Origin of the sequence: Trichocoleus sp. DQ-A3 (assembly GCF_039961975.1) — a bacterium.
In the GTDB taxonomy this organism is placed as follows: domain Bacteria; phylum Cyanobacteriota; class Cyanobacteriia; order Cyanobacteriales; family FACHB-T130; genus FACHB-T130.
On sequence record NZ_JAMPKC010000004.1, the window covers coordinates 480,878 to 503,569 of the forward strand.

Here is a 22,692-nt window from a genome sequence, read left to right on the forward strand (position 1 = left end):
TGGTTATTATGACCCTCGCTTACCGATTCAAGGAATAATTTCCGTCACCACCCGGCTACTACCACCGCTAGCACCACCGCCACCCGTGACAACAACCGTTTGACCTTGAAACTTACCGACTGCTCTGGAACCCGTCAGGTGCAGCGGCGGGTCAACTTGTTGATGATAAATTACATTGCCTTGAGCATCGAATTCTTCAGTTGGAATATTCCAAGTCACCTGATTGGCGTAAAGTTGGGATTTATTCCGGCTGCCAACGCCTTGGACGCCACCAACTAGACGAGCCACTTTTCCCTTCAGATCCACCTGACCCCGGTTCCCCGTCAGCGTCACTTGCTGCTGCTGATGCACCACTTTCACAGGTTGGTCTGATGTAACCATTTGTGTGTTTAAGTTCCAGGTAACAGAATTCCCAGCGATTTGCACTGGCGGCTCTAAAGAAGTCATTTGAACATTCTTTGTCAGCGTTGCCATCTTCGTTTTCAGGTTTACCTGACCAGAATCTCCTGCCGCTTGCTCTGTCACGCGATTGCCTGTGTAGCGGTCAATCTGGATGCGGCGATCGCCAACTACCATCTGCTGGGGAATTTGCCACACTAAATGCTCGGTTCTCATTTGTACCGCTGGGTCTTTCGATGTTGCGACAATTTGACCCAATAATTCCATATGCTGCGACCGACTAAAATATCGTCCTTCCTTCGCTGTTGCCACCATCTTTTGATGGGTGCCGACGAGATTTTGACGCACGATCACAACGTCTTCCTTTGGTCGCCACTCTAATTCATTCCCTTTTAAAACTGCCCCATTCCGAGGGTCTGTGGCAACAATCTGACCCTTCAGAAAGATTTTTTTACCATCCTCTTGAACTTCGCCACTATCTGCGGTGATTTGCATAATCATTTTTCCATCTTGGAACAAATCCCCGCTAGGATTTTGGATGCGAGCAGCTTTCTTATCTTTGGTATAAACTGCCTGCTTTGCTTTCACTTTCCACAAAGGTCGTCCCTGCTCATCTGCCTGATCCAGGGTCACATTTTGGAATACTAAACTCCCCTCGAAATCCGTCACGGAGGCAGTATCTTTCTGCAATTTTTTTTCCGTGCGTTTTTCAGTATTACAAGCACTAACTAAAAAAGTGAATAGTAAAAAATAAATAGGCAAAAGAAATAATTTTTTGCGAGAAGCTACTTTTTTCATTTCTTTTGCCTATTTATGTCTTTATTTCTTAGGTTGCGTTATCTATCTTCTTGGTCATCCATAAAGCCAATGCCCGACAACGGACGATAAGTATAATTTTGTCTGGGCGTCTTTTGGATATCTTCTTTGATGCTATCCAAGTCAATGTATCGATCTGATACATTGATTAAACTATCGCTAGTCATGGAGCGCAAACTGACCACTTCCACGCGGACACCCCGATAGCTAACGGCATCGACAGCGTAAGCTAAATCCCCATCCCCGCTGACGAGAACAGCGGTATCGTAAGACCCCACTAAAGCCATCATATCGACAGCAATTTCCACATCCAAGTTGGCTTTTTTCGAGCCATCCGGCAGCTGTACCAAGTCTTTGGCAATGACTCGGTATCCATTGCGCCGCATCCACAACAGGAAACCCTGTTGTTTTTCATTCGTGCGATCGACGCCGGTGTAAAAGAAAGAGCGTAACAAGCGAGATCCAGCGGTTAAGCGGCACAGCAACTTGGTGTAATCAATTTCTATACCGAGCTGTAGTGCTGCATAAAATAGATTTGATCCATCGATAAAAATGGCTACACGACCGCGATTTTCTAAAACCTGTTCTGGCGTGAATACAGAGTCGTTACTGCTGAAATTATTCAACATGATTGTTATGCCTCGATTTTTTTATGAAAAAAGCAATTAGCGATTTTGATGAACTTTTAGCTTTTGAGAGAGCGGTCTGTACCAGAGTTTTTACTTTTGTATGTATCAGCACCCGATGGTCAATCCGCCAACAGCCAACAGCTATTAGCTACTAAGACGAAACTCTTCAGGGGAGTTCCAGCCTTGGAAAAACAGGTCTGGCTTCACCTAAAGCTTGTCTTGCAGTTAGTGTTCCCCAAGTGGCATGAGCGGAAAACGCAGCCGAAACATCTATTAACGTTTTGTTATTAAAGTCAATTGAAAAACCTAGCTGTTGGTAAATGTCACTACTGATGGTAGGAATAATCGGTGATAGCAGATAAGCTGCTAGTCTAACAGATTCTAGAACCGCATACAGGACTTGTTCGACGGCCTGTTGTTGCCCTTGCTTATATAAAGTCCAAGGAGCTTGATCGTCTATAAATTTGTTGCTGGCTCGAATTAGAGTGAAAATATCTGCGATCGCATCACTAAACGCCAGAGATTCATAAGCTTGAGCAACGCGATCGCCTAAACTAAGGCCAATTGCTTTAATTGTGTTATCTGCGGGGATGTTTTCAGCTAAGCAGTCAGGCACGATGCCATTGCAATATTTCTTTGCCATGTTCATCGTCCGATTGAGTAAATTGCCCAGATCGTTTGCTAAGTCAGCATTGAGGATATTGATAAACCGAGTTTCGTTGAAATCTCCGTCTTGCCCAAATTCAATCTCCTTGAGAAAATAGTAACGAATAGCCTCAGCTCCGTAACGTTCGACTAAAGCGATGGGATCGATCGTATTACCAACCGTTTTACTGATCTTTCGCCCGTCTTTTGTCAGGAAGCCATGTCCAAATATTCGAGCGGGTAGCGACAGATCCGCTGACATTAACATGGCAGGCCAATAGACCGCGTGAAACCGCAGAATGTCTTTACCAATCAGGTGCATATTAATCGGCCACCACTTGGATAAAGCATTCTCTAGCGTCGGTTCGCTATCTGGTTCGAGCAACGCCGTGACATAGCCCAGCAAGGCATCAAACCAGACATAGATGGTGTGGCTGGGATCGACGGGTATAGGGAAGCCCCAGTCTAAATTCACTCGCGAAATGGAGAAATCTTGAAGCCCCTGACTGACAAAGCTCAAAACTTCATTGCGGCGAATTTCTGGCTGGATAAAATCTGGTTGCTGGCGATATAAGTCTTCCAGCTGGCTTTGGTACTTAGAGAGGCGAAAAAAGTAGTTTTGTTCATCCCGCCACTCGACTTCTTTGTTGGGGTGGAGGGGGCAGTGGTGTCCTTCTAGAAGGTCGCGTTCCTCTTTGAATTCCTCGCAGGAGACGCAATACCAGCCCTTTTGTTGCCCCAAATAAATGTCGTTTTTTTCCCAGACGCGCAGGAAAAACTCTTTAACAATGGCTTGATGGCGAGAGTTCGTCGTGCGGATAAACCGATCGTACTGGATATTGAGTTTTTGCCAAAGGACATCGAATCCAGCCGCAATTTCATCCGAGTGAGCTTGCGGTGAAAGCCCTTTGGTTTCTGCTGTGCGCTGAATTTTCTGCCCATGCTCATCCGTGCCGGTAATCAACAGCACAGACTTTCCCCGGAGCCGTTCAAACCGAGCCACCACATCCGCCGCCATTGTTGTATAAGCGCTGCCAATGTGGGGTACGTCGTTCACATAATACAGTGGTGTAGTAATTGCAAATGAATTTTTACTTGTATGATTAGCACTCATAAATATAAAAAACAACCCCTTTCTTGCTTTTGATCATATACTTCGGGCTGCAATTTTGTATCTTTTCGTTATCTTGTCTTGAGAGTTCCACTTAGCTCCGGGAAATATAAGTATAAAATGTTACTTTTTCTTGACAAAATTAAAATCGTAAAAAATCTTTACCAGCGATTTCCACCCTGAGAGATTCGTATAGGTGAGGAAGTTACGTTAATAATTGTATTAAGAAAAGTTAAGTTATGGGGCGATCGATCGCATCTGCTCAACGAATAAAGTCCAGGCTTGGTAAAAAGTGGAGAATGAACTCAAGAGTCAAGATTCAGTCTACCTCTAGACTCTAGCCATTTATAATCAAGCCGATTGCCTGTTGACTGTAGCGATCGCGCTTCCTGCAAGAAAGCCTATAGAAAGCATGTCTTCAGATAACCCATTACAGATTTCTCGCTTGCTGATGAAGGCATTGGGAACGCAGATGTATATATACCATCAGGATCGCGTTCCTCAAGAAGGTGGCGTTTTAGTGGTGAGCAATCATCGCAGCGTCATGGATGCGCCAATCCTGATGGCAGCTTTAAATCGTCCGATTCGCTTTGCCTGTCATCACTACATGGGACAAGTGCCCGTGATGCGGGAGATTGTCAATCAACTGGGTTGTTTCCCTTTGGAGACGCCAGAACACCGCCAGCAAGATTTCTTTAACAAGGCAATCAGCCTGTTGCAGTCCCAGCAGGTGGTTGGGATATTTCCCGAAGGTGCCCAACCAATGGTAAGCCTAACCCAGCCGAATGAAATGAAAACCTTTCATCGGGGATTTGCTCATTTAGCTTTGCGAGCGCCGGTGCAAAATTTGGCAATTTTACCCGTGGCGATCGCATCCCAGGAAGAAACAAATAACTCGGCAATCCCTCTGCGATTATTAAGTTTATTTGACCCTTCCGAACCCCTATTTAAACAGGCAGGCTGGCATCCGATGGTCGTTTACCGTCGATCTAGCATCCTAATTGGGCGTCCCTGTTGGATTACGTCTCAAGTGCGGGAACAATATCAAGGAAAACAAGCCAAAACTGCTGTTGCCAGTCTTATCAATTACTGTCAGGAAGAAATTGCTGGTTTACTTCGTCAAGTTTGGTATTAGTTCGCAAGGATGGGAGTCTGCCATAGAATAAGAATTAATACCTACGTCTACAGGTAGATGGCTTAAGGGTAGGCAAATGGGCAAAGCCCGCTCTCAGTAACCTTCGCCTTCAAGAATTTAGACTTGCCTAGTTTTTCACCGAAGTGTCTTGAGTCCTCGAATCGTTCGCATCCGCCCCAAAGAAAGCAATAAATTTTTGACCTGTTGTTTTTAAATGGACATTACGAAATGCCAGACGTAAAAAGCCATCCTTGTTTTCTCACCCCCAGGCTGTTTAATCCAGACTGCCCGCTGTTCGTGTTCCTTCCAGGCATGGATGGCACGGGTCAATTGTTGCGAGCGCAGACAGAGGGGTTAGAAGCAGCCTTTGATATCCGTTGTTTGGTCATCCCAGCCGATGACTTAACCAGCTGGGAGGATCTAACCGATCAAGTGGTAGCGCTGATTGAAGCAGAAGTAGGAAAACAACCTAATCGGTCAGTTTATCTGTGCGGCGAGTCATTTGGGGGCTGTTTGGCGATGAAAGTAGCGCTGCGATCGCCCGAACTATTTGACCGAATTATTTTGATCAACCCCGCTTCTTCCTTTAATCAGCGACCTCTGCTAGCTTGGGGATCGCTGGTGAGCGGCTGGATACCGGAAGTCCTCTACCGAGTGGGATCGGTGTGGTTATTGCCGTTTTTAGCTCATTTAGAACGGGTTGCACCGCGCGATCGCCGCGCCCTTCTAGACGCTATCCACTCCGTACCCCCAAAAACTGTCCTTTGGCGACTGTCCCTCATCAGAGATTTTGATGTTGATGCTTCTCAATTACGTCGCATCACCCAACCTACCCTGGTGATTGCCGGAGGTACAGACCGACTACTGCCCTCTGTAAGTGAAGCTCAGCGCTTAGCTTCTTGCCTACCCGATGCGGAAATGGTCATACTGCCGAAGAGCGGTCATGCTTGTCTTTTAGAAGCTGATGTCAACCTCTACGCAATTATGAAAGCTGAAAATTTTTTAGAAAGTCGGGATAAAGTTTCCCTATTGGCGGTTTCTTAGCGAGCCGTCATTCAGCAGGAGATATGAATTGAATAAAAGCTTGTCATTTTGTATGGCGGGAACCGACCCCCGTGTATGATTGTTCTGCGCGTTAAGCCCCTGCTGTTTGAAGTCCCAAACTGAATACTCAAACGGGTTTGATGGAAACGGGTTTGATGGGTATAGCGGCAGGAAAACTTATCCTGAAAACAATTCAGTTTGTCTACTTTGTGATAAGTCATTTGCTTTTACCAAGGATTGCCAATCATTGTAAAAGCAGACCAGTAATAAGGATGGGAGAGGACTTGATTTCCGATTCCTAGCAATTGGGGTGGCAAAGAGATATCCCCATTGCGAGTCCGTAACTTTCCGCCCTCCAGTCGCACTTGCCCCCTGAGCATCGCTAACTGAGATTGACGTAACGCCTCTGTCTTAATCGGAGCTGTTTTTAGTTCCTCGTAGAATTCTGCCATCAGTCCTAGAGTTCCCTCATCGCTGACGTACCACAAACTTGCCAACGCCGATTTCACTCCTGCTTGCACCGCTAATCCCGCAAAGCCTAACTCTGCCTGCTCATTCCCCACTGCTGTGCGACAAGCACTCAGCACTAATAGCTCTACTGGTGGGTTGTCCCAACCCAGTTCCCGCCACTGATCGAGTCGCAATTTGGTGTCCCATAACTGAATGTAGGAGTTGCTGGGAGAACCTGAATTAAACTCTCCGTGAGTTGCCAGGTGTACAATCTCAAACGGCTGTTGTTGACGCTGCGCCTTCAGATTCTTTAGCGTAAAATCCTCATTGAGAAAGGACTTGCCTTTCCACAGATAGGGGACGATTGCTGATAATTCCCTTGGTACTGCTGGTAAAGGATTTTTATCCGTAAATTTTGAGATGCCCATTGCCAAAACTTGAGCATTTTTCAAACTCTGGTAGTGAGTATCGGTGAGGCTAAGGCTGGGCATCAAACCAACGCTGTAGCGCTCAAGGATAAACCCTTTACCATCGTGGAGAGCAGCGATGGGGATCGTGCGTAGACCCTCGTCCATGAGGAAGACAAGATTTTGAATATCGAGTCTTTGCAGATCTTTCTCTAGCGGTGCTAGCAGCCATTGATACATCTGCTGAGAGGATGCTAGGTAGCCACGAGCGCTTTTAAGGTTGGTCACTTGCGTCTGGAATTGGTTAGCAAGTTTGAGAACTTTTTGGCGGGTTGCGCCTGTGACTCTTTTCCGAATCGGTTGTCTATCTGCCGTCACTAGTACGAGTTCCAGCTGATCTTGATAATTTTCCGTTTTTTGCGGTTCCAGACTTTCAGGATTAATGGAATGATCAATTGAGGAAGATGGGCTTTTTGCCTCATTTGCTACCGCAGTTGTGGGAGTAAAAACAGCGTAAATGAGTGCCGCTTTGATACCGCTAGATGCTTCAATGCTTTGCAGAGTACTACGGGCATCGGAAAGGCTCCTTGTGGGGGTATCGCTTACGCCTAGATATTGTTCATATTCCTGGGTGAAGGGTTCGTCAATTTGAGCCAACGCAGAATCAACTTCAACCAAGGACTGACTGGTATTGGCTGGAGGGGAAAGCGAAGTAGTCTCCTGCGGTTGTGATGCTTCTTGCTGTGGGATTTCGACGGGCAGTGAGGGGGTTTGAGCAGGGATAAAATCGGGAGTAGGGCTGAAGGTGATGATTTTAATGTTGCCCTGGATGTAAGTGTCCGGCGGTACGGGTACTGAAAAGATTGTGGCAATCGTATTCGTTGCCCCACTGGTTATCGATCCAGCTGTCCCATTGATGGTGGCATCCCCAACGACGAAGGGAGTTGTCGTGCTGCCACTGTGACGGATGGTGATGTCACCGCCGTTGGTTCCACCAGCGGTCGAAATACTGGAATTTAGGCTATTGCGGTCTGTAAACGTGCCTGTAGCCCGAAAGAATTTACCAGCAGTAATATTAACAGTTCCGCCAGTGCCACTTCCCAGACTTTGGGCATTGATGGTACGGGTAGTAATGTTGCCGTTGTTAGCACTTAAGCCGATCGCTGCCCCATTCCCACTCTGCGAGTAAGAAGACAACTTTTCAGTATCGATCGATCCCGTAGTGCTGTTGAGCGCGATCGCGCCCCCATTCCCACTCTGCGAGTAAGATTCTAGATTGCCGGTGGTGATGTCCCCGGTGGCAGAAAAGGTTATCGCACCCCCCGTAAAGGTTGTCGAGGCGTTAATGACCGATCCAGTGCTGATGCCTCCCCTTCCTGATATCAGCGTGATGTCGCCGCCTTTGCCAAAACCACTATAAGATCTTGCATTCAAATTGCTGGTGGTAATGTCGCCCTTGGCAGAAAAGTTGAGCGCCCCTGCATCGCCATACTGAGAGTCAGAATACACCTCTAAAAGTGAAATTTTTCCAGTATTACTCGTGAGGGTGATGCCACCCCCCGTCCCGAAACCATAAGTACCAGAATCTAGAGTGCCAGTTGTGATGTCACTGTTGGTAGAAACAGCGATCGCTCCTCCATCGTTATCAACTGACCAAGATTCCACGTTACCTGTCGTAATATTGCCATTGGCTTCGAGGGTGACAAATCCCCCGTAGCCTTCAGAGGAGGTTGTATCTAACAACCCAGTATTAATGGCTCCTTGGTTACTGTAGATAGAGATATCACCGCCATCACCCTTCACTGACCAAGATTCCACTTTACTGGTGGTAATGTTGCCATTGGCTTCAAGGCTGATCGCGCCCCCAAAACCTTCCAAGGAAGTTGCATCTAGCGCCCCAGTTTGGATAGTTCCCTGGTTACTGTAGATAGAGATATCACCGCCATCACCCTTCACTGACCAAGATTCCACCTTACTGGTGGTAATGTTGCCTTTTGCATCAAACGCGATCGCGCCCCCAAAACCTTCCAAGGAAGTTGCATCTAATGCCCCAGTTTGGATAGTTCCCTGGTCACTGTAAAGATAAATATCACCAGCATCCCCACTGTTTGAGAAAGCGTTCAAGTCAGCGGTAGTAATGTTGCCTTTTGCATCAAATGCGATCGCGCCCCCATCACCACCCTTTGAATTTGATCGTACTTGTTGGGTGTCGATCGTTCCTGTATAGCTTGTCAGAGAAATTTTTCCCCCATTGCCATACCCATTTGAAAAAGCATGAATGTAGCTGGTGTTAATGTTGCTACCAGCGGTAAGGGTGATGTTTCCCGTAATGCCTGCACTCAGACCATAAGAGCCTGTGTTGAGGATACCAGTGGTAATGTTGCCCTGAGGGGCAAATAAGTTAATCGAACCCGCATCATTAGTCTGGGAGTAGGAGAATAAGTCTCCACTTGTGATGCTTCCCCCACTGCTAATAACGGTGATGTCACCCCCAATCCCAGAATCATAGGAGCGAGAATCTAGACTGCCCGTGGTAATGTTTCCATTAGCAAATAGAGCAATCTCTCCAGAAAAACCATAATCCGACCACGATTCCAAGTCTTTTGTGGTAATTTCTCCAAAAGCCGTCAGCGCGATCGCACCGCCATTGCCGTCAAAAGTGGTTGCGTCTAAGATGCCAGTATTAATGCTTCCTGCTTTGCTGGAGAGGACAATATCCCCGCCATCGCCTTCAACTGACCAAGATTTCAAGTCACCAGTGGTAATATTGCCGAAAGCATTCAAGGCGATCGCGCCGCCGTTATTGCTATAAGCGCTAGTATCAAGCTTGCCTGCACTGGTATTGATACTGCCGAGGAAGCTGGTTAGCGTAATCTGACGACCGGAATTGATAATATTGCCAGTTGCGATATTTTGGTTGGCTAACAGGGTAAGCGTCGCGTTATCATCTCCGGCGAGAGTATAACCTGTCGTGGTTATAGAACCAGAACCTACGGGCGATCGCACGGTGACTGGATCGAAGAAGGTGGTGTTGCCAGCCAAAGTGATTGCACCGCTGCTATCTGCCCGTCCGATGATGATTTGAGAAAACCCATTTTCTAAAAAATTGAGTTCGCTGGTGTTGAGATTTAAGCGGTTGTCGTTGACTGTCCCGCCAATGGTAATACCCAAACTGGAAGTCAGAGGCTGCAATTGAAGCGTACCGCTGCCCTTAATTTGCGGGGTGCCAGGATTCGTGGAGTCAATAAAATTAATTTCATTAGCGGTAAGAGTGATATTACCGCTACCCCCAATTCCAGTCGGATTAATGCTGCTGTCTTGTAAGAGAATGCCTGCTGCATCAATCGCACCAGTGCCATTGAGGGTAATCGCCCCTGTCCCAACAGATTCCACGACGCTTTCAGAGACAATAATAATCTCGTAGCTGTCGCTGCCCGTTCCCTTGACAGTGCCAGACAGATTAATATTTCCAGCTTGCGATCGCACTCTGCCGCTTCCATAAACAGCGGTTCCATCCTGACTTCCCGCCCCAGTGCCGCTGGTGCCTGTCAGGGTAAGATTCCCGCTATTGGATTGGACAATGCTGCCAATCGTGCCAATCGAAATGCCGTCATTGTTGAAACCCTTTCCGTTACTGGTACCGATTAGGGTAACGTTCCCCGCCCCAGTGGATGCTACATTGCTACCTGTAGAGACCTGAATTCCATGATTGGCAGCACCAGTTCCGTTACCAGTACCCTGAATATTAATATTTCCATCCACGGAACTCACTTTAGAGTTTTGGATGATTTCTATGCCGTCATTTGCATTTGTTCCACTTCCCGCCGAACCCGTTAGGGTAATCGTTCCGGTTCCGGTTGATTGCACTGCACTGTTGTTTTGAAGCGAAATCCCGTTGTTGGTAGTACCAGTAACACTAAGAAATCCTGTGCCCGTCAGGTTAATATTGCCGCCTTGGACATTAATAATGCTGTTGTTGAGCAGAATGCCATTGGTGTAGGTGGCATTTCCTCGACCAACTCCTGTAAGATTGCCGCCGTTTGTACTAATCGTGGCATTGGTGAGGGCGATCGCGCCGCTACCGTTGGTGTCATTATCAGCAAAAAGATTGACATTCAACTTGCCGCTACTGGAAGCGATCGCTCCATTTAGAATAATGTCGTTGTTAGCTTGTAAAGTAAGCGCGGCATCTCCCCCAGATGTCTTGCTAATAAAAGCATTGCTATTTTGAGTAATATTCCCGGCACCTGGAGAACCAGAAGCAGTTGCCGTGTCGAGGATGACGCTAGTGCCAGTATTCAGGGCAGCATTAATATTGGCAACATCCACCGTATTCGTGCCAATCGCACCGCCGCCACTATTCACAATCGTGATATCGGTCGGGTCAATCAGCCAAGTACCACCGATTCCCTGAGGCGCACTTGCATCCGGCGTACTGGTGAGATTGAGAAACTGTTTGCTAGAAGTTTCAATCAACCCACCATTTCCAGAATAAATGCCTCCCCTTGCCGTTAGTGTCCCGTAAATGCTGGCTGTATCATCTGCAAAAACAATGACTTTTCCACCATTCCCGTTGTGCAGTGCGTCGGCAGAAATCACCGAGTCGCTGCTAACCAATGTTTGTAAGGCATTTGGCACTTTGCCTTGACCCTGATAATCACCGCCAATCAGTACCGCACCGCCGCCATTGGTGCCCGAAGCGTTAATATTGCCACTAATGACACTCGCTTGGTTGCCCAAGACATAGACAGTGCCTCCGGTTTGACCCGATACATTCAGGGTGCCAGAAGCAATCGCAGTACCCGGTTGTGTGCCAATCTCAGCACTAGAAGCAGTCAACCGTACCGTGCCATCGCTATTGACGGTTAATCCCGTGGCATTCGCGAGATTTCCGCCCGTTAGCAGCGAAGGGAGGGATAAAGGAGTAAAGGGTAGCGTGGCTGTATTTGAGGTAGGTAGCGGTTGAACTTCTAAACTTAGAGGGCTGCCGGGTAGACTCAGCCGCACTAATTTCTCACCCGGTACACCGACTACAGCAATTTGCCCCCCAGTCGCCCTCATCTGCCCCGTAGTAACTGCCGTGCCACCTAACAGGGTTAAATTCCCCGATACTGCCAAATTCCCCGCATTGATAATGCTTCCAGGTTGAGGAGTGTTAAAAATAAACTGGTTGGGCGTTCCGACCAATGTAGCGTAGTCATTCGCCCCAATTGCATTAAACCAATTGCTGCCAAAACCGATACCTGTGGCAGTGGTGACGGTAAATGAAGCAGGAACATTTAGGCTGGCATGAGAACTGAAGATAATCCCCGCTGGATTCATCAAGAACAGGTTAGAGTTTCCCCCTGTGACTTGGATTAATCCATTGATATAAGAAGCATTCCCACCTGTAACCCGCCCTAAGATATTTTGAATATTAGGGTTAGAAAGAAAGTTCGCAATTTCCCCAGAATTTAATCCTAGCTGCTCAAAGCTATGAAAAAGATTTGCTTGATCTTTTGAAAGCGTGCCGCCACTAATGTTAAAACGGTTCCCCTCTGGAGTAACAATTGTGCCGGTGCCGTCAGCCGCTGGGGTAATCGGCTGTGCTTGTACTGGTTGAAGCGAGTTAGCGATCGCTGTTAGTGAAAACACTACCAGTAACAGCCTTATATTTCTAACGGCTGACATAGTTATGCACTTACCCTGTTGTCAATATCCCTAAAGTAACATTGACAGATTCAACGTGTTAGGAATGCTTTTATTTGTTTTAGCTCCTAAGAGCGATCGCCATCTGTAAATAAATAAAATTGTCTGGCTTCCAGACGGCTCAATATTGGGAAGCCAAACAATTTTGTATCTTCTCTATTCTATTGATTGTGCCGATTATGCGATCGCAGGTTTGAGTCCCCGATCACCCATCAACAATTTTTAACGGAAGTTGCCTGGATTCAGTCGAGGATTGGCTCGATTCGAGCGCATAGGCACTCCGCCTTTCAACTGGGTGCCGGTGCCACCATCAGCTCGATCTAAGAAAGGTCGCAGGTTAACGCTTTGTGACTTACGGCTGGAGCGATTCGTGGTCCCGCCAAGGGAAGATAAGCCCAAGTTTAAGAGATCGTTGAGCATCTGAGCATCCCGACCTCCAACAAAGGTATTGACGCCCTCTGTCACCTGTCCGCTGTCAGCAGTGCTGATATTTTGGAAAACGCGATCGCGGATTAACTGCGGATTTTCACCAGGAGGCACAGTCAGCACAATCCGACAGTCTGGGTTTTTCTGAGTCGTGATACAAACAACGTTGTAGTTATTTTCCACCGATGCCCGCATTTCCTGAAGACCATCGGGTCGATAAGATTCTAATCGGCGACTAATTTCGTTACAACGTCTCTCAGCCGTCCAGCCACCGCCTAAAGGACTGGGAGTTGCCCAAGCATAAGCTTGATCGGGTTGGCTCTTCGGGTGATACATCACCATATACTGACTGTTCGTTAGCTGGCAGGTAAACCGTGGCTTGTTAGCAGTTGTACTATTCTCCGATTCCGTTCCTGAGCTAGTCGTGGTATCTGGACTCCCATCGGTGTCTACCACAACATCTCCATCCGAGGTTTGAGTATTTTCATCTTCGACACCCGGCAGTTGCGCTTGCTGAACAGAACCGGCAAAGGCAATACCGCTATTCAGTAGAATTGCTAAACCGGCAGATAAAGCCACACTTTTGACCACTAAGGACTTTGCTTCAAACGCGAACCTAGACAGATGTGGTGACATATCAACAATCCTCCTGTATATTTTTTGACTATCGTTAGCATCATTTGAATTAAATGAGCTAATTTCATAAATCTTTATAAATCGGTCTTCGTAGCGTATACTACGAAAGCACGACTAGAATCCCCCGCTTCCCTGGTAGGAATAAGGGTAAGAAGTCAGGAAAATAGAGCGTGTTTTTTGAAAATTGTCAATCAGTGGGTACTGTTTATCCTGTATCCAATGTTGCACAACATACCCCCCTAGATGCCATAGTGACGGGAAAACCGAAGCAAAGTTCCCGCAGAACCCTTAAATCATTCAAAAGGAGAAAACAATGTTGTTGGAGGCACAAAAGCCGCTGACAGTTCCCAGACATTTCCTGGAACCGCCTGCGTCCCTAAGCCCAACGCTACTCATGTTTCTAGCCGCCGTAGCGATGGTTGTGCTATCAAACTTTGGTTATTGGCTCTGGGAGTGGCCTCACTGGTGTTGCTTTATCACAAACACGATCGCCTTGCACATTTGTGGAACGGTGATTCATGATGCTTGTCATAATTCTGCCCATCGTAACCGAGTCATCAATGCCATCCTGGGACATGGCAGTGCGCTGATGTTAGTCTTTGCCTTCCCAGTATTTACTAGGGTTCATTTGCAGCATCATGCCCATGTCAATGACCCGGAAAACGATCCAGATCATTACGTTTCTACTGGCGGACCCCTGTGGTTAATTCCGGTGCGGTTTTTATACCACGAAGTATTTTTCTTTAAACGTCAGCTGTGGCGAAAATACGAACTTTTGGAATGGTTCTTAAGCCGTTTGTTTGTCGGGACGATTTTCTATATTTCAATTCAGTACCACTTCTTAGGCTACATTCTCAATTTTTGGTTTATCCCTTCTGCCCTGGTAGGATTGGCGCTGGGATTGTTTTTTGATTATTTGCCGCATCGCCCTCATCAAGAACGCGATCGCTGGAAAAATGCCAGAGTTTACCCCAACCCCATCCTCAATTTGCTGATCATGGGGCAAAATTACCACCTCATTCATCATTTGTGGCCTTCCATTCCCTGGTATCACTACCAGAATGCTTATTACGCCACCAAGCCCCTCTTAGATGAAAAAGGCTGTTATCAAACTCTGGGAATCTGGCAAGGAAAAAATTTCTGGAGCTTTTTATATGACGTTTTTTTAGGCATCCATTTTCACAACAAATCACCTAAAAACCTAGAAAATAGCTAATAAATGTCATTAGTGATTCGTCAATGACGAGGGACGAATCACTAATGACAAAAAACCTCAGCGATGAAACGACTGAATCGTTGACTGCGAGGATAAGCTAACCTGAGACAAACTCCAATCCGGTCTTAGGCTTTTAGCTCCCCGCAGATAAGGATGGTAAATCGGTGGATGGGAAGCTGGCAAATTGACGTGAATTAAGAAGCGGATGCAACGCTCCAGCCCTCCCTCCACGTGCATTTGCTGGACATCGAGCAGAGGAACATTGTCCCAGTGGGGACGAGAGCGAGCGATCGCAGCGGGAAAGATCGCATCCAGATCCCGCGTTACCGAGAACGTGGCACTAATAATTAGATCGGGATGTAGTTGATTGTGTACTTCTAATTCATCGAGTAGTTCCGCTACCACTTCTCGAATTGCCTCAGCCGTGTTTTGTGAGGCAGTTGTTGCCCCGCGAATCGCTCGAACTCGCCACTCCACGCAAGCATCCTCCATTTTATAATTGGGATTTTGAATTTTAGATTTTGGATTTCAGAATCATCTAAATCATCTATAATCTAAAATCTAAACTTCAGACTAGGGTCGGTAAAGCCACAACGGCTGACCACTGGTAGAAAGTTCAAATTCTAACCAGTCTATCCCAGCTGATAGACTAGATGCCCCTTGAACTCTGCTCGATACCACACGATTCCAGAAAGGTTTGCGTTCTTCCAGGGTGTAACACTTCGTTTTTTCGGGATCGAGACCGACCAGTTCCGCAGCCCAACGGCGGGCATCTTCCTCAGTGCCGAGCCGGTCAACAACCCCCAGTTCTAACGCTTGTTGACCTGTGAAAATGCGACCATCGGCAAAACTTTTAACCGTTTCGGTTGTCAGCTTCCGAGCCTCAGCAACCGTTTGCACAAATTGCTGATAACTGACGTCAATCAGGTCTTGGAGAATATTCTTTTCCGGCTCGGTGAGTTCCCGGTCAAAAGCCAGAATATCTTTATAAGGACCCGATTTGATCACCTTGAAAGAAACGCCAATCTTTTCTAGCAAGCGCTCCAGGTTGTTTCCCCGGAGAATTACACCGATACTGCCGGTAATTGTGCCTGGGTTGGAAACAATGTGTTCGGCTCCCATCCCGATATAGACTCCTCCAGATGCGGAGATATTGCCAAAGCTGGCAACAATTTTCACCTTTTTTTGCAGGCGAGTCAGGGCTTCATAGATTTCTTGCGAATCCCCGACCGTACCACCAGGACTATCAATGCGTAGCAGTAATGCTGGAAACTTTCGTTCTTCAACCGTTTTCAGGCTTTCTAGAACTTGTTTTCGGGTAGTACTGCCAATCGCACCAGTCACTTCAATCCGAGCAATTTGTTTACGAAACTTAGGCTGAAAAGGCCAGATCATGAGCAGGCAAGCAATGAATCGTGAATGAATGAGCGAATTAGAGAAGGAAGCAAATCCTGCAAAACAGTAAATGTTTCCCTAGTAATGCTGGCTCTTTCTCTAGTTTGCACGATCTGCATCGGTTTCGTTGGCTTGCGGGTGAAGCCTGAAAGCTTATCAGAAAGAAGGTTTTCCCTAGCTCTCCGAATTTAACAGGTACTTAACAAGTAAAAACTTACCCTTTTGTCGGCATCCCAACAATTTGCCAAAGCGCCTTAACAGAACTACATATTAAGTACAATTAAGTAAATAAACGCGCAACCAGCCAAAAAAAGAGCGAGAAACTGGAAAAATTTTTGATAAATCCGGTTGCGACTTCTGGAAGGGCAGCTCGTGATGACCTGCTTCAAGAGTGCTGATCTGGCTTTGTTATGTACGCCCACAAAGAACTTTTATGCAGCTAAAACTCACAGAATCCAAAATTCCGTTGGCACCCTTGCTGCTGATTGCCCCCTTTTTCTTGTGGGGAACGGCGATGGTGGCAATGAAGGGTGTTATCCCAAACACGACGCCCCTGTTTATGGCTGGTGTCCGGTTGGTGCCTGCTGGGGTACTGGTATTAGTTGCTGCCTTTTTGATGGGCAAACCTCAACCGAAAGGCGTTCGGGCGTGGCTGTGGATTAGCTTGTTTGCCTTGGTTGACGGCGCTTTGTTTCAAGGCTTTTTAGCCTTTGGATTAGTGCGAACGGGTGCCGGGTTGGGTTCGGTGATGATAGACTCTCAACCCCTAGCAGTGGCTTTGCTGTCCTGTTGGTTGTTTGGAGAAACCATCGGGCTGTGGGGCTGGCTGGGGTTGGCATTGGGAGTGCTGGGGATTAGTTTGATTGGCTTGCCGGATGATTGGATTATCAATCTTTTCCACGGCAACGCGATCGCTGGCTCGTTTAGCTTCACGCACTTGTTTGAGAGCGGGGAATGGCTGATGCTGCTGGCGGCGCTGTCGATGGCTGTCGGAACAGTGCTGATTCGTTTCGTTTGCCAGTATGCCGATCCGGTGGTGGCGACTGGCTGGCACATGATTTTGGGCGGATTACCTTTGTTTGCACTCTCCCAAGTGTGGGAATCTGACCAGTGGGTGCATCTAAATACGTCTGGCTGGATAGCATTGAGCTACGCAGCCGTATTTGGGAGCGCGATCGCCTATGGTTTATTCTTCTACTTTGCCTCTAGCGGCAATCTTACCAGTCTTAGTTCCCTCACCTTTTTGACACCCGTGTTTGCCCTCTTTTTTGGCAATCTACTTTTGGCTGAAGTTCTCAGCCCTCTTCAATGGCTGGGAGTGAGTCTAACCCTTGCCAGTATCTATCTAATTAATCAGCGCGAGAAGATAGCCGAACAAGTGCGTTTGCAAAGCCTGCGCTTCGGGCAACCCTCTACATCTGTTGAAACCAAGGTGACACAAGAAGAAAGCAAAACCGAGCAAATTTCTCTCTTAGAGCCATCCGAGCCATTACCCTATCAATCACTGCCAATACAAGCGAAAGAATCCGAAACCGAGATTTGGCAAAATCGGTAGAAATGAATAGGATGACAGACAAGTTAGCCGCTAAGATTTGAGAGCGAGTTGAAACTTTCTGTTATGATCAGCCCAATATTCACACTAGCTCCCAGAGCTGCTCGCCCAAAACATAGGGATGAATTGCTCGCTAACTATTTAGAACGAATAACTTCATGCTGGTACTAGAAGCTAAGCAGAAAATTATCAGCAAAGGATCTTGTCTGGTTGTATTCACTTAGACAGGTTTCCCCAAAACTATGTTCTACCGCTCCACATGGCTTCTAGTTACCTGGATTATCTGTCTGGGCTTTATCCCCAGTTCGGGTGAGAATTCCACAGGATTGCCGTCAGCGATCGCCACTTCCCCCCCCAGTTTACCCGTCTCCCTAGAACTGGCTCAGGCGAGTTCCCCAAACCCTAAAAACGATTTGCCTATCCTCCAAGTAGGCTCTCAAGGCTTTGAAGTCGCAGAACTGCAAAAGTCACTAAAGCGTTTGGGACACTACAATGGGCCAGTAGATGGCGTTTATGGCCGAACGACAGCAGTTGCTATCTCTAAATTTCAAACATCTGTCGGGTTAACGCCTGACGGAGTTGCTGGTTCCACGACTCAAGAGCGCCTTCAGGCAGCCGAAGCCGCAAAATCTTCACCGGCTCCCACCCCAAAACCCAAGGCGGCTAAACCGAGTTCTGAAGGGAATCGCTTCTGGTGGTTATTAGGTTTAGCAGCAGCATCAGCTGGGGTCGGATTAGGAGTTTACTTCTTGTTGAAATGGTTAGGAAACCTCAACAGAGAGGAAGAGCCGGAGTCTGGAGCTGAGGAATCGCATGAAAGCCACTACAAAGACCCTAAAGATGCCAATCATCCCGCAGATATCCATTCTCACTCGATAGAACATGACAATGGCAATAACGGCTATCATGCCTCTGCTTTGACCCTTTCAGAAACAAGCAATTTAGAAAAAAGCAATTTAGACGGGAGAACAACCGCACAAAAGCCAACAGAAGCAGTTAGCGAAGCGAAGCCGTTAGCACGGCTGCGAAGCAACGAGGCAAAAGCGATAGGAGAAACCACTCGCCTCCCCAAAATTGATATTGTTAATGAATTAATTAAAGATTTACAGGGAGCCGATCCGACAAAACGACGCAAGGCGATCTGGGAACTGGCACAATGCGGCGACTCCAGAGCAATTCAGCCCTTGGTGGATCTGATGATCGACTCGGATTCCCAGCAGCGCGGCTTAATCTTAGAGGCGCTGTCGCAAATTGGCACCCGCACCCTCAAACCGATGAACCGGGCACTCGCGATCTCGTTGCAAGATGAAAACCCTGATGTTCGCAAAAATGCAATTCGGGATTTGACAAGAATTTATGACACGATCGGTCAAGTCAGCAATTTATTGCGTCACGCTGCTGAAGATCGGGATTCCGAGGTTCAGGAAACAGCGCGGTGGGCGATAGGGCAGTTAAATCGGCTTCGCTTGAATCCTGGCACGGATAATAATTTGCCCGCTTTGCCAAATTCCCAAAATTCCTCTAATCATCCGCCAGAGGAGTCAGAAAACCGCTAAATTGGCGTCTTGACAAGAGTTTAAATTTATTGTTTATCGTTTAGAGTCTAAAAGTTGTCCATCTTGCATCGTCCATTGAAACTGTTGTTGCTCTCAACCTCGGTGGGCGCTCTCGGCACGGGGTTGGGGGGCGGCGTAGAACTAACCCTGCTCAACGTTGCCCAAGAGCTGCTCCGGCGGGGACATACCCTCAAAATTGTGGCTCCCCAAGGCTCTCTGCTGGGAGATATTCCAATTGTCGAAATTGCTGGAGAACTCCAGACAACGGCTCAGACTCAAGGACGAAGTGCCCCGATTGTGATGCCGGAGAATTCTGTGCTGGGCAATATGTGGGATTATGCGCGGCAAGTCCAAGCCGACTACGATCTGATTTTCAACATTGCCTATGATTGGCTACCGTTCTATCTAACGCCATTTTTTAATCGAGCGATCGCCCATTTCGTGAGTATGGGTTCTCTCTCGACCGCGATGGATCGCATCGTGGAACAGATTGCCAGTCAGTTTCCTGGTACGGTTGGCGTCTACACATTGACACAGGCAGAAACATTTCCCAGTCCGTCGCAATATCGGATTCTCGGAAGCGGTCTGGATTTATCGCTTTATCAATTTTGCTCAGAAGCCTCATCCTGCTTGGCTTGGGTGGGTCGGATTGCTCCAGAAAAAGGTCTAGAGGATGCCGTTGCCGCTGCCAAAATTACCGGCATTCCCCTAAAAATCCTTGGAAAAATGCAAGACGAATCATATTGGAAGCAGATTTGTCAAGATTATCCCGATGCTCCTGTAGAATATGCAGGATTTTTCTCCACATCCGAACTGCAACAGCATTTAGGCAATTGTCGGGCGTTGTTGATGACACCTCGCTGGGTGGAAGCGTTTGGCAATGTGGTGATTGAGGCGCTTGCGTGTGGAGTCCCCGTCATTTCTTATTCCAGAGGTGGCCCGACTGAAATTATTCAGGATGGGAAGACGGGCTTTTTAGTGGAGCCGGATAGCGTGGCGGGGTTGGTCGAGGCTATTGGACGCATCAATCAACTTGACCGCTATACTTGCCGCCAACAAGCCGAAGCAGAATATTCTCTGGAAGCACTGGGCGATCGCATGGAAGAATGGTTTCGGGATATCTTGCAAAATTAAAACTTAAACCAGAAGAATTTTGGATTTTTCCGCGTACCAACTACCCCCGCCTTTACAAACTGGCGACTTGCTGCGAGTCATTGCTCCCAGTGGTGCCTTGCGAGAACAGGAAGCGTTCCACAAAGGTGTGGAAATATGGCGATCGCGCGGCTACCGAGTCGAAATTAGCAGCGGCGTTGAGGAACGGTGGGGCTACCTTGCGGGTCGCGATGACAGCCGCCGCCAACACCTCGCAGACGCTTGGAAAAACCCTAAATGTAAAGGCATTCTCTGTGCCAGAGGCGGTTATGGTAGCGCCCGCTTACTAGAAGATTGGTCTTGGCAGGGTGGAGAACAGAAAAAGAAAATCGGAGATTTTTTACGCAGCACTCCCAAATGGCTGATCGGCTTTTCTGATGCCACTGGCTTGCTGTGGAGCCTCGGTAAAGTTGGCATTGCAGGGGTTCATGGCCCGTTGCTAACTACCCTTGCCGCAGAGCCAGAGTGGTCGATTCAGCGGCTGTTCGATTGCGTAGAAGGTCGCCCTCTAGAACCCTTAAAAGGAGTCGGCTGGGGCGGCAGTAAGGTCAGCGGCATCTTAATCCCCGGCAATCTGACTGTAGCCACGCATTTTCTGAACACGCCCGTACAGCCCCAGCTAGCGGGCGTCATTCTCGCCTTGGAAGATGTGACTGAGGCTCCCTACCGCATTGACCGAATGTTAACGCAGTGGCGGATGACAGGGGCTTTTCGGGAAGTCAAAGGGATTGCCTTGGGGCGCTTCAGCCGCTGCGAAGCTCCGCCGAACATTTCTAGCTTGACGGTGGAAGAAGTATTGCGCGATCGCTTGGGGAATCTTGGCATTCCCATTGTCTCCGATCTCCCCTTTGGTCACGATGGCCCTAATGCAGCTTTACCCTTGGGAATCCCCGCTCAGTTAGATGCAGATCGCGGCAGTTTGAGTTTTTCCTCTACCGAGCAATAATACTTAGGTGCTTCTAGATTGCATCAGTTGAGCAGGCATTTCAAACCGGCTTTACAAGTTTGAGGTGCCTGGACTCTGGGAACTATGGATGGATATCATCTGTCCAAACAGAAGGAAGCAGTTCTTGTTTATAGGAAAACGGGTCTACCATGATGGGTCGTAAGTTTATTAATAGGGTTGCGGCAAGTGTCGCGATCGCCGGGATGATGTTTACGGGGATCTCCGATATCGCTGGAGCAGCAACCGCACTAAAAAATGGTGAAAACGTTAACGGGTTCATCCGTACTAACTCTCCCACCTTCACCTTTAAAAACCAATCTCTAAGGGGTACTCCTGTCCAGAAAGCCTATGGTGAGGAATTCCTGATTAATGCTAAGCAAGGTGATGCAATCGTTGCCGCTGTTGATGTAGAAGACGGTAGTACTCTTTTGCCTATTCTAGTTCTAGTTTCCTCACAGAGTGGGGCGCAGGTTGCCTACGATGACCGATCGGGTTTGGTGAGGTATCGAGTGCCAACGACTGGAGAATATAAACTTCGCGTGTTGGGTAAGAACAACACTAGGGGGAGATACACGCTTTCAATTTCTGGGATTAGCCAGACAACAACTTCCCAAAATCCACCGGCTCAAACTCCCGCGGGTCAAAAAGATGCGCGACAAAAATTTCTAGAAGATGAATATGGATTGAGAGTCCTAGAAAATTGTCCGGCGGTAAGGAGTAATGTTGTTGTTGTCACCTTCCCCGAATACGGTCAAAACTATACCTACTGCGCTAATCCTAACCGCAATATCAAGGCAGGCGAATATCGTTACGACGTTAGCAGCAATGATATCAAGCCAGGGGGTGCTGTTGCCCAAAATCCACCGGCTCAAACCCCAGCTCAAAATGACCCCCGGAAACAAGCTCTGCTCAATGAGTATGGGTTGAGGGTTCTGGATACCTGTCCAGAAGTAAAAACTTCTTTGGTTGTTGTCACGTTTACCGAATACGGTCAAACGTACAATTACTGCGCCAATCCTAACCGCCTTGTCAAAGCAGGAGCGTACACCTTTGACATTAGCAGTGGTGACTTAAAGCCGAAAACAACGACTTCCCAAAATCCGACTCAACCTACAGCTAACGATCAAAGAAGCCAACTGCTGCGAAATGAGTATGGCTTGACGGTTTTGGATAGTTGTCCTCCGGCAAAGAATTCTTTGGTGGTCGTGAACTTTACCGAAGCGGGTCAAACCTACACTTACTGCGCCAATCCCAACCGCGTTTTCAAGGCGGGGGAATACACCTATAACCCCACCACCCGCAACTTAGATACGGCTAAGAAACCGACGCGATGCACCGTTGAAATTAGTGGCATCTGCATTGTCAAATAACGTCAATAACGTGAGTTCGGGTTAAGTGGGCGGGAGTAAATTGTAATCAATCGCAATGGATGGCTTCTTCGGTTGGTGAGCATAGGCAATCAGTCCACAAACAACATTCACCAAGCAGT

General features: G+C 47.6%; 15 protein-coding genes. 8 read left to right on the forward strand and 7 right to left on the reverse strand.

The window, feature by feature from the left end:
- Nucleotides 1-27: 27 nt before the first annotated feature.
- From lptC to metG, 3 genes are all read right to left on the reverse strand, one after another.
- Nucleotides 28-1,197 (reverse strand): LPS export ABC transporter periplasmic protein LptC, encoded by a 1,170-nt coding sequence (lptC, locus tag NDI44_RS10855; protein WP_190415649.1) that lies wholly within the window; start codon nucleotides 1,195-1,197, stop codon nucleotides 28-30.
- A gap of 38 nt (nucleotides 1,198-1,235) precedes the next feature.
- Nucleotides 1,236-1,844 (reverse strand): NYN domain-containing protein, encoded by a 609-nt coding sequence (locus tag NDI44_RS10860; protein WP_190415651.1) that lies wholly within the window; start codon nucleotides 1,842-1,844, stop codon nucleotides 1,236-1,238.
- A gap of 166 nt (nucleotides 1,845-2,010) precedes the next feature.
- A complete protein-coding gene (metG, locus tag NDI44_RS10865; protein ID WP_190415652.1) occupies nucleotides 2,011-3,603 on the reverse strand; it encodes a methionine--tRNA ligase in 1,593 nt (530 codons plus the stop codon).
- A 409-nt stretch (nucleotides 3,604-4,012) separates the two neighbouring features.
- Here metG and NDI44_RS10870 point away from each other — a divergent pair, with 409 nt between their 5' ends.
- On the forward strand, nucleotides 4,013-4,735 hold the full coding sequence (locus NDI44_RS10870; RefSeq protein ID WP_190415654.1) for a lysophospholipid acyltransferase family protein: 723 nt from the start codon (nucleotides 4,013-4,015) through the stop codon (nucleotides 4,733-4,735).
- A 228-nt stretch (nucleotides 4,736-4,963) separates the two neighbouring features.
- Nucleotides 4,964-5,779, forward strand: a complete 816-nt coding sequence (locus tag NDI44_RS10875; protein WP_190415656.1) for an alpha/beta hydrolase — start codon at nucleotides 4,964-4,966, stop codon at nucleotides 5,777-5,779.
- Between the two features lie 227 nt (nucleotides 5,780-6,006).
- On the opposite strand, the gene NDI44_RS10880 is transcribed toward NDI44_RS10875, so the two are convergent.
- Together NDI44_RS10880 and NDI44_RS10885 are read right to left on the reverse strand one after the other, a co-directional pair.
- Nucleotides 6,007-12,306 (reverse strand): CHAT domain-containing protein, encoded by a 6,300-nt coding sequence (locus NDI44_RS10880; protein ID WP_242037187.1) that lies wholly within the window; start codon nucleotides 12,304-12,306, stop codon nucleotides 6,007-6,009.
- Between the two features lie 240 nt (nucleotides 12,307-12,546).
- Nucleotides 12,547-13,386, reverse strand: coding sequence for a COP23 domain-containing protein (locus NDI44_RS10885; protein WP_190415658.1), 840 nt, complete (start codon nucleotides 13,384-13,386; stop codon nucleotides 12,547-12,549).
- A 313-nt stretch (nucleotides 13,387-13,699) separates the two neighbouring features.
- On the opposite strand from NDI44_RS10885, the gene crtR reads away from it, so the two are divergent.
- On the forward strand, nucleotides 13,700-14,602 hold the full coding sequence (crtR, locus tag NDI44_RS10890; protein ID WP_190415660.1) for a beta-carotene hydroxylase: 903 nt from the start codon (nucleotides 13,700-13,702) through the stop codon (nucleotides 14,600-14,602).
- Between the two features lie 57 nt (nucleotides 14,603-14,659).
- Here crtR and aroH read toward each other — a convergent pair whose 3' ends face one another.
- A complete protein-coding gene (gene aroH, locus NDI44_RS10895) occupies nucleotides 14,660-15,079 on the reverse strand; it encodes a chorismate mutase (RefSeq protein ID WP_190415750.1) in 420 nt (139 codons plus the stop codon).
- Between the two features lie 96 nt (nucleotides 15,080-15,175).
- The gene (gene sppA / locus NDI44_RS10900) at nucleotides 15,176-15,997 is read right to left on the reverse strand and encodes a signal peptide peptidase SppA (RefSeq protein WP_190415662.1); all 822 of its coding nucleotides are present in this window, start codon (nucleotides 15,995-15,997) and stop codon (nucleotides 15,176-15,178) included.
- A gap of 433 nt (nucleotides 15,998-16,430) precedes the next feature.
- Here sppA and NDI44_RS10905 point away from each other — a divergent pair, with 433 nt between their 5' ends.
- The 5 genes from NDI44_RS10905 to NDI44_RS10925 all read left to right on the forward strand — a co-directional run bounded on the left by NDI44_RS10905 (nucleotide 16,431) and on the right by NDI44_RS10925 (nucleotide 22,573).
- Entirely contained in the window at nucleotides 16,431-17,552 is a 1,122-nt protein-coding gene (locus NDI44_RS10905; RefSeq protein WP_190415664.1) for a DMT family transporter, read from the forward strand.
- A 239-nt stretch (nucleotides 17,553-17,791) separates the two neighbouring features.
- On the forward strand, nucleotides 17,792-19,105 hold the full coding sequence (locus NDI44_RS10910) for a HEAT repeat domain-containing protein (RefSeq protein WP_242037188.1): 1,314 nt from the start codon (nucleotides 17,792-17,794) through the stop codon (nucleotides 19,103-19,105).
- 60 nt (nucleotides 19,106-19,165) lie between these two features.
- The gene (locus NDI44_RS10915) at nucleotides 19,166-20,239 is read left to right on the forward strand and encodes a glycosyltransferase (RefSeq protein ID WP_190415754.1); all 1,074 of its coding nucleotides are present in this window, start codon (nucleotides 19,166-19,168) and stop codon (nucleotides 20,237-20,239) included.
- Nucleotides 20,240-20,255: 16 nt separating this feature from the next.
- The gene (locus NDI44_RS10920) at nucleotides 20,256-21,203 is read left to right on the forward strand and encodes an LD-carboxypeptidase (RefSeq protein WP_190415756.1); all 948 of its coding nucleotides are present in this window, start codon (nucleotides 20,256-20,258) and stop codon (nucleotides 21,201-21,203) included.
- Between the two features lie 149 nt (nucleotides 21,204-21,352).
- On the forward strand, nucleotides 21,353-22,573 hold the full coding sequence (locus NDI44_RS10925) for a hypothetical protein (protein ID WP_190415666.1): 1,221 nt from the start codon (nucleotides 21,353-21,355) through the stop codon (nucleotides 22,571-22,573).
- Nucleotides 22,574-22,692: the final 119 nt, after the last annotated feature.

Coding starts and splice junctions, on each gene's coding strand:
- lptC (WP_190415649.1), bottom strand. CDS start 1,197: ATGAAAAAAGTAGCTTCTCGCAAAAAATTATTTCTTTTGCCTATTTAT.
- NDI44_RS10860 (WP_190415651.1), bottom strand. CDS start 1,844: ATGTTGAATAATTTCAGCAGTAACGACTCTGTATTCACGCCAGAACAG.
- metG (WP_190415652.1), bottom strand. CDS start 3,603: ATGAGTGCTAATCATACAAGTAAAAATTCATTTGCAATTACTACACCA.
- NDI44_RS10870 (WP_190415654.1), top strand. CDS start 4,013: ATGTCTTCAGATAACCCATTACAGATTTCTCGCTTGCTGATGAAGGCA.
- NDI44_RS10875 (WP_190415656.1), top strand. CDS start 4,964: ATGCCAGACGTAAAAAGCCATCCTTGTTTTCTCACCCCCAGGCTGTTT.
- NDI44_RS10880 (WP_242037187.1), bottom strand. CDS start 12,306: ATGTCAGCCGTTAGAAATATAAGGCTGTTACTGGTAGTGTTTTCACTA.
- NDI44_RS10885 (WP_190415658.1), bottom strand. CDS start 13,386: ATGTCACCACATCTGTCTAGGTTCGCGTTTGAAGCAAAGTCCTTAGTG.
- crtR (WP_190415660.1), top strand. CDS start 13,700: ATGTTGTTGGAGGCACAAAAGCCGCTGACAGTTCCCAGACATTTCCTG.
- sppA (WP_190415662.1), bottom strand. CDS start 15,997: ATGATCTGGCCTTTTCAGCCTAAGTTTCGTAAACAAATTGCTCGGATT.
- NDI44_RS10905 (WP_190415664.1), top strand. CDS start 16,431: ATGCAGCTAAAACTCACAGAATCCAAAATTCCGTTGGCACCCTTGCTG.
- NDI44_RS10910 (WP_242037188.1), top strand. CDS start 17,792: ATGTTCTACCGCTCCACATGGCTTCTAGTTACCTGGATTATCTGTCTG.
- NDI44_RS10925 (WP_190415666.1), top strand. CDS start 21,353: ATGATGGGTCGTAAGTTTATTAATAGGGTTGCGGCAAGTGTCGCGATC.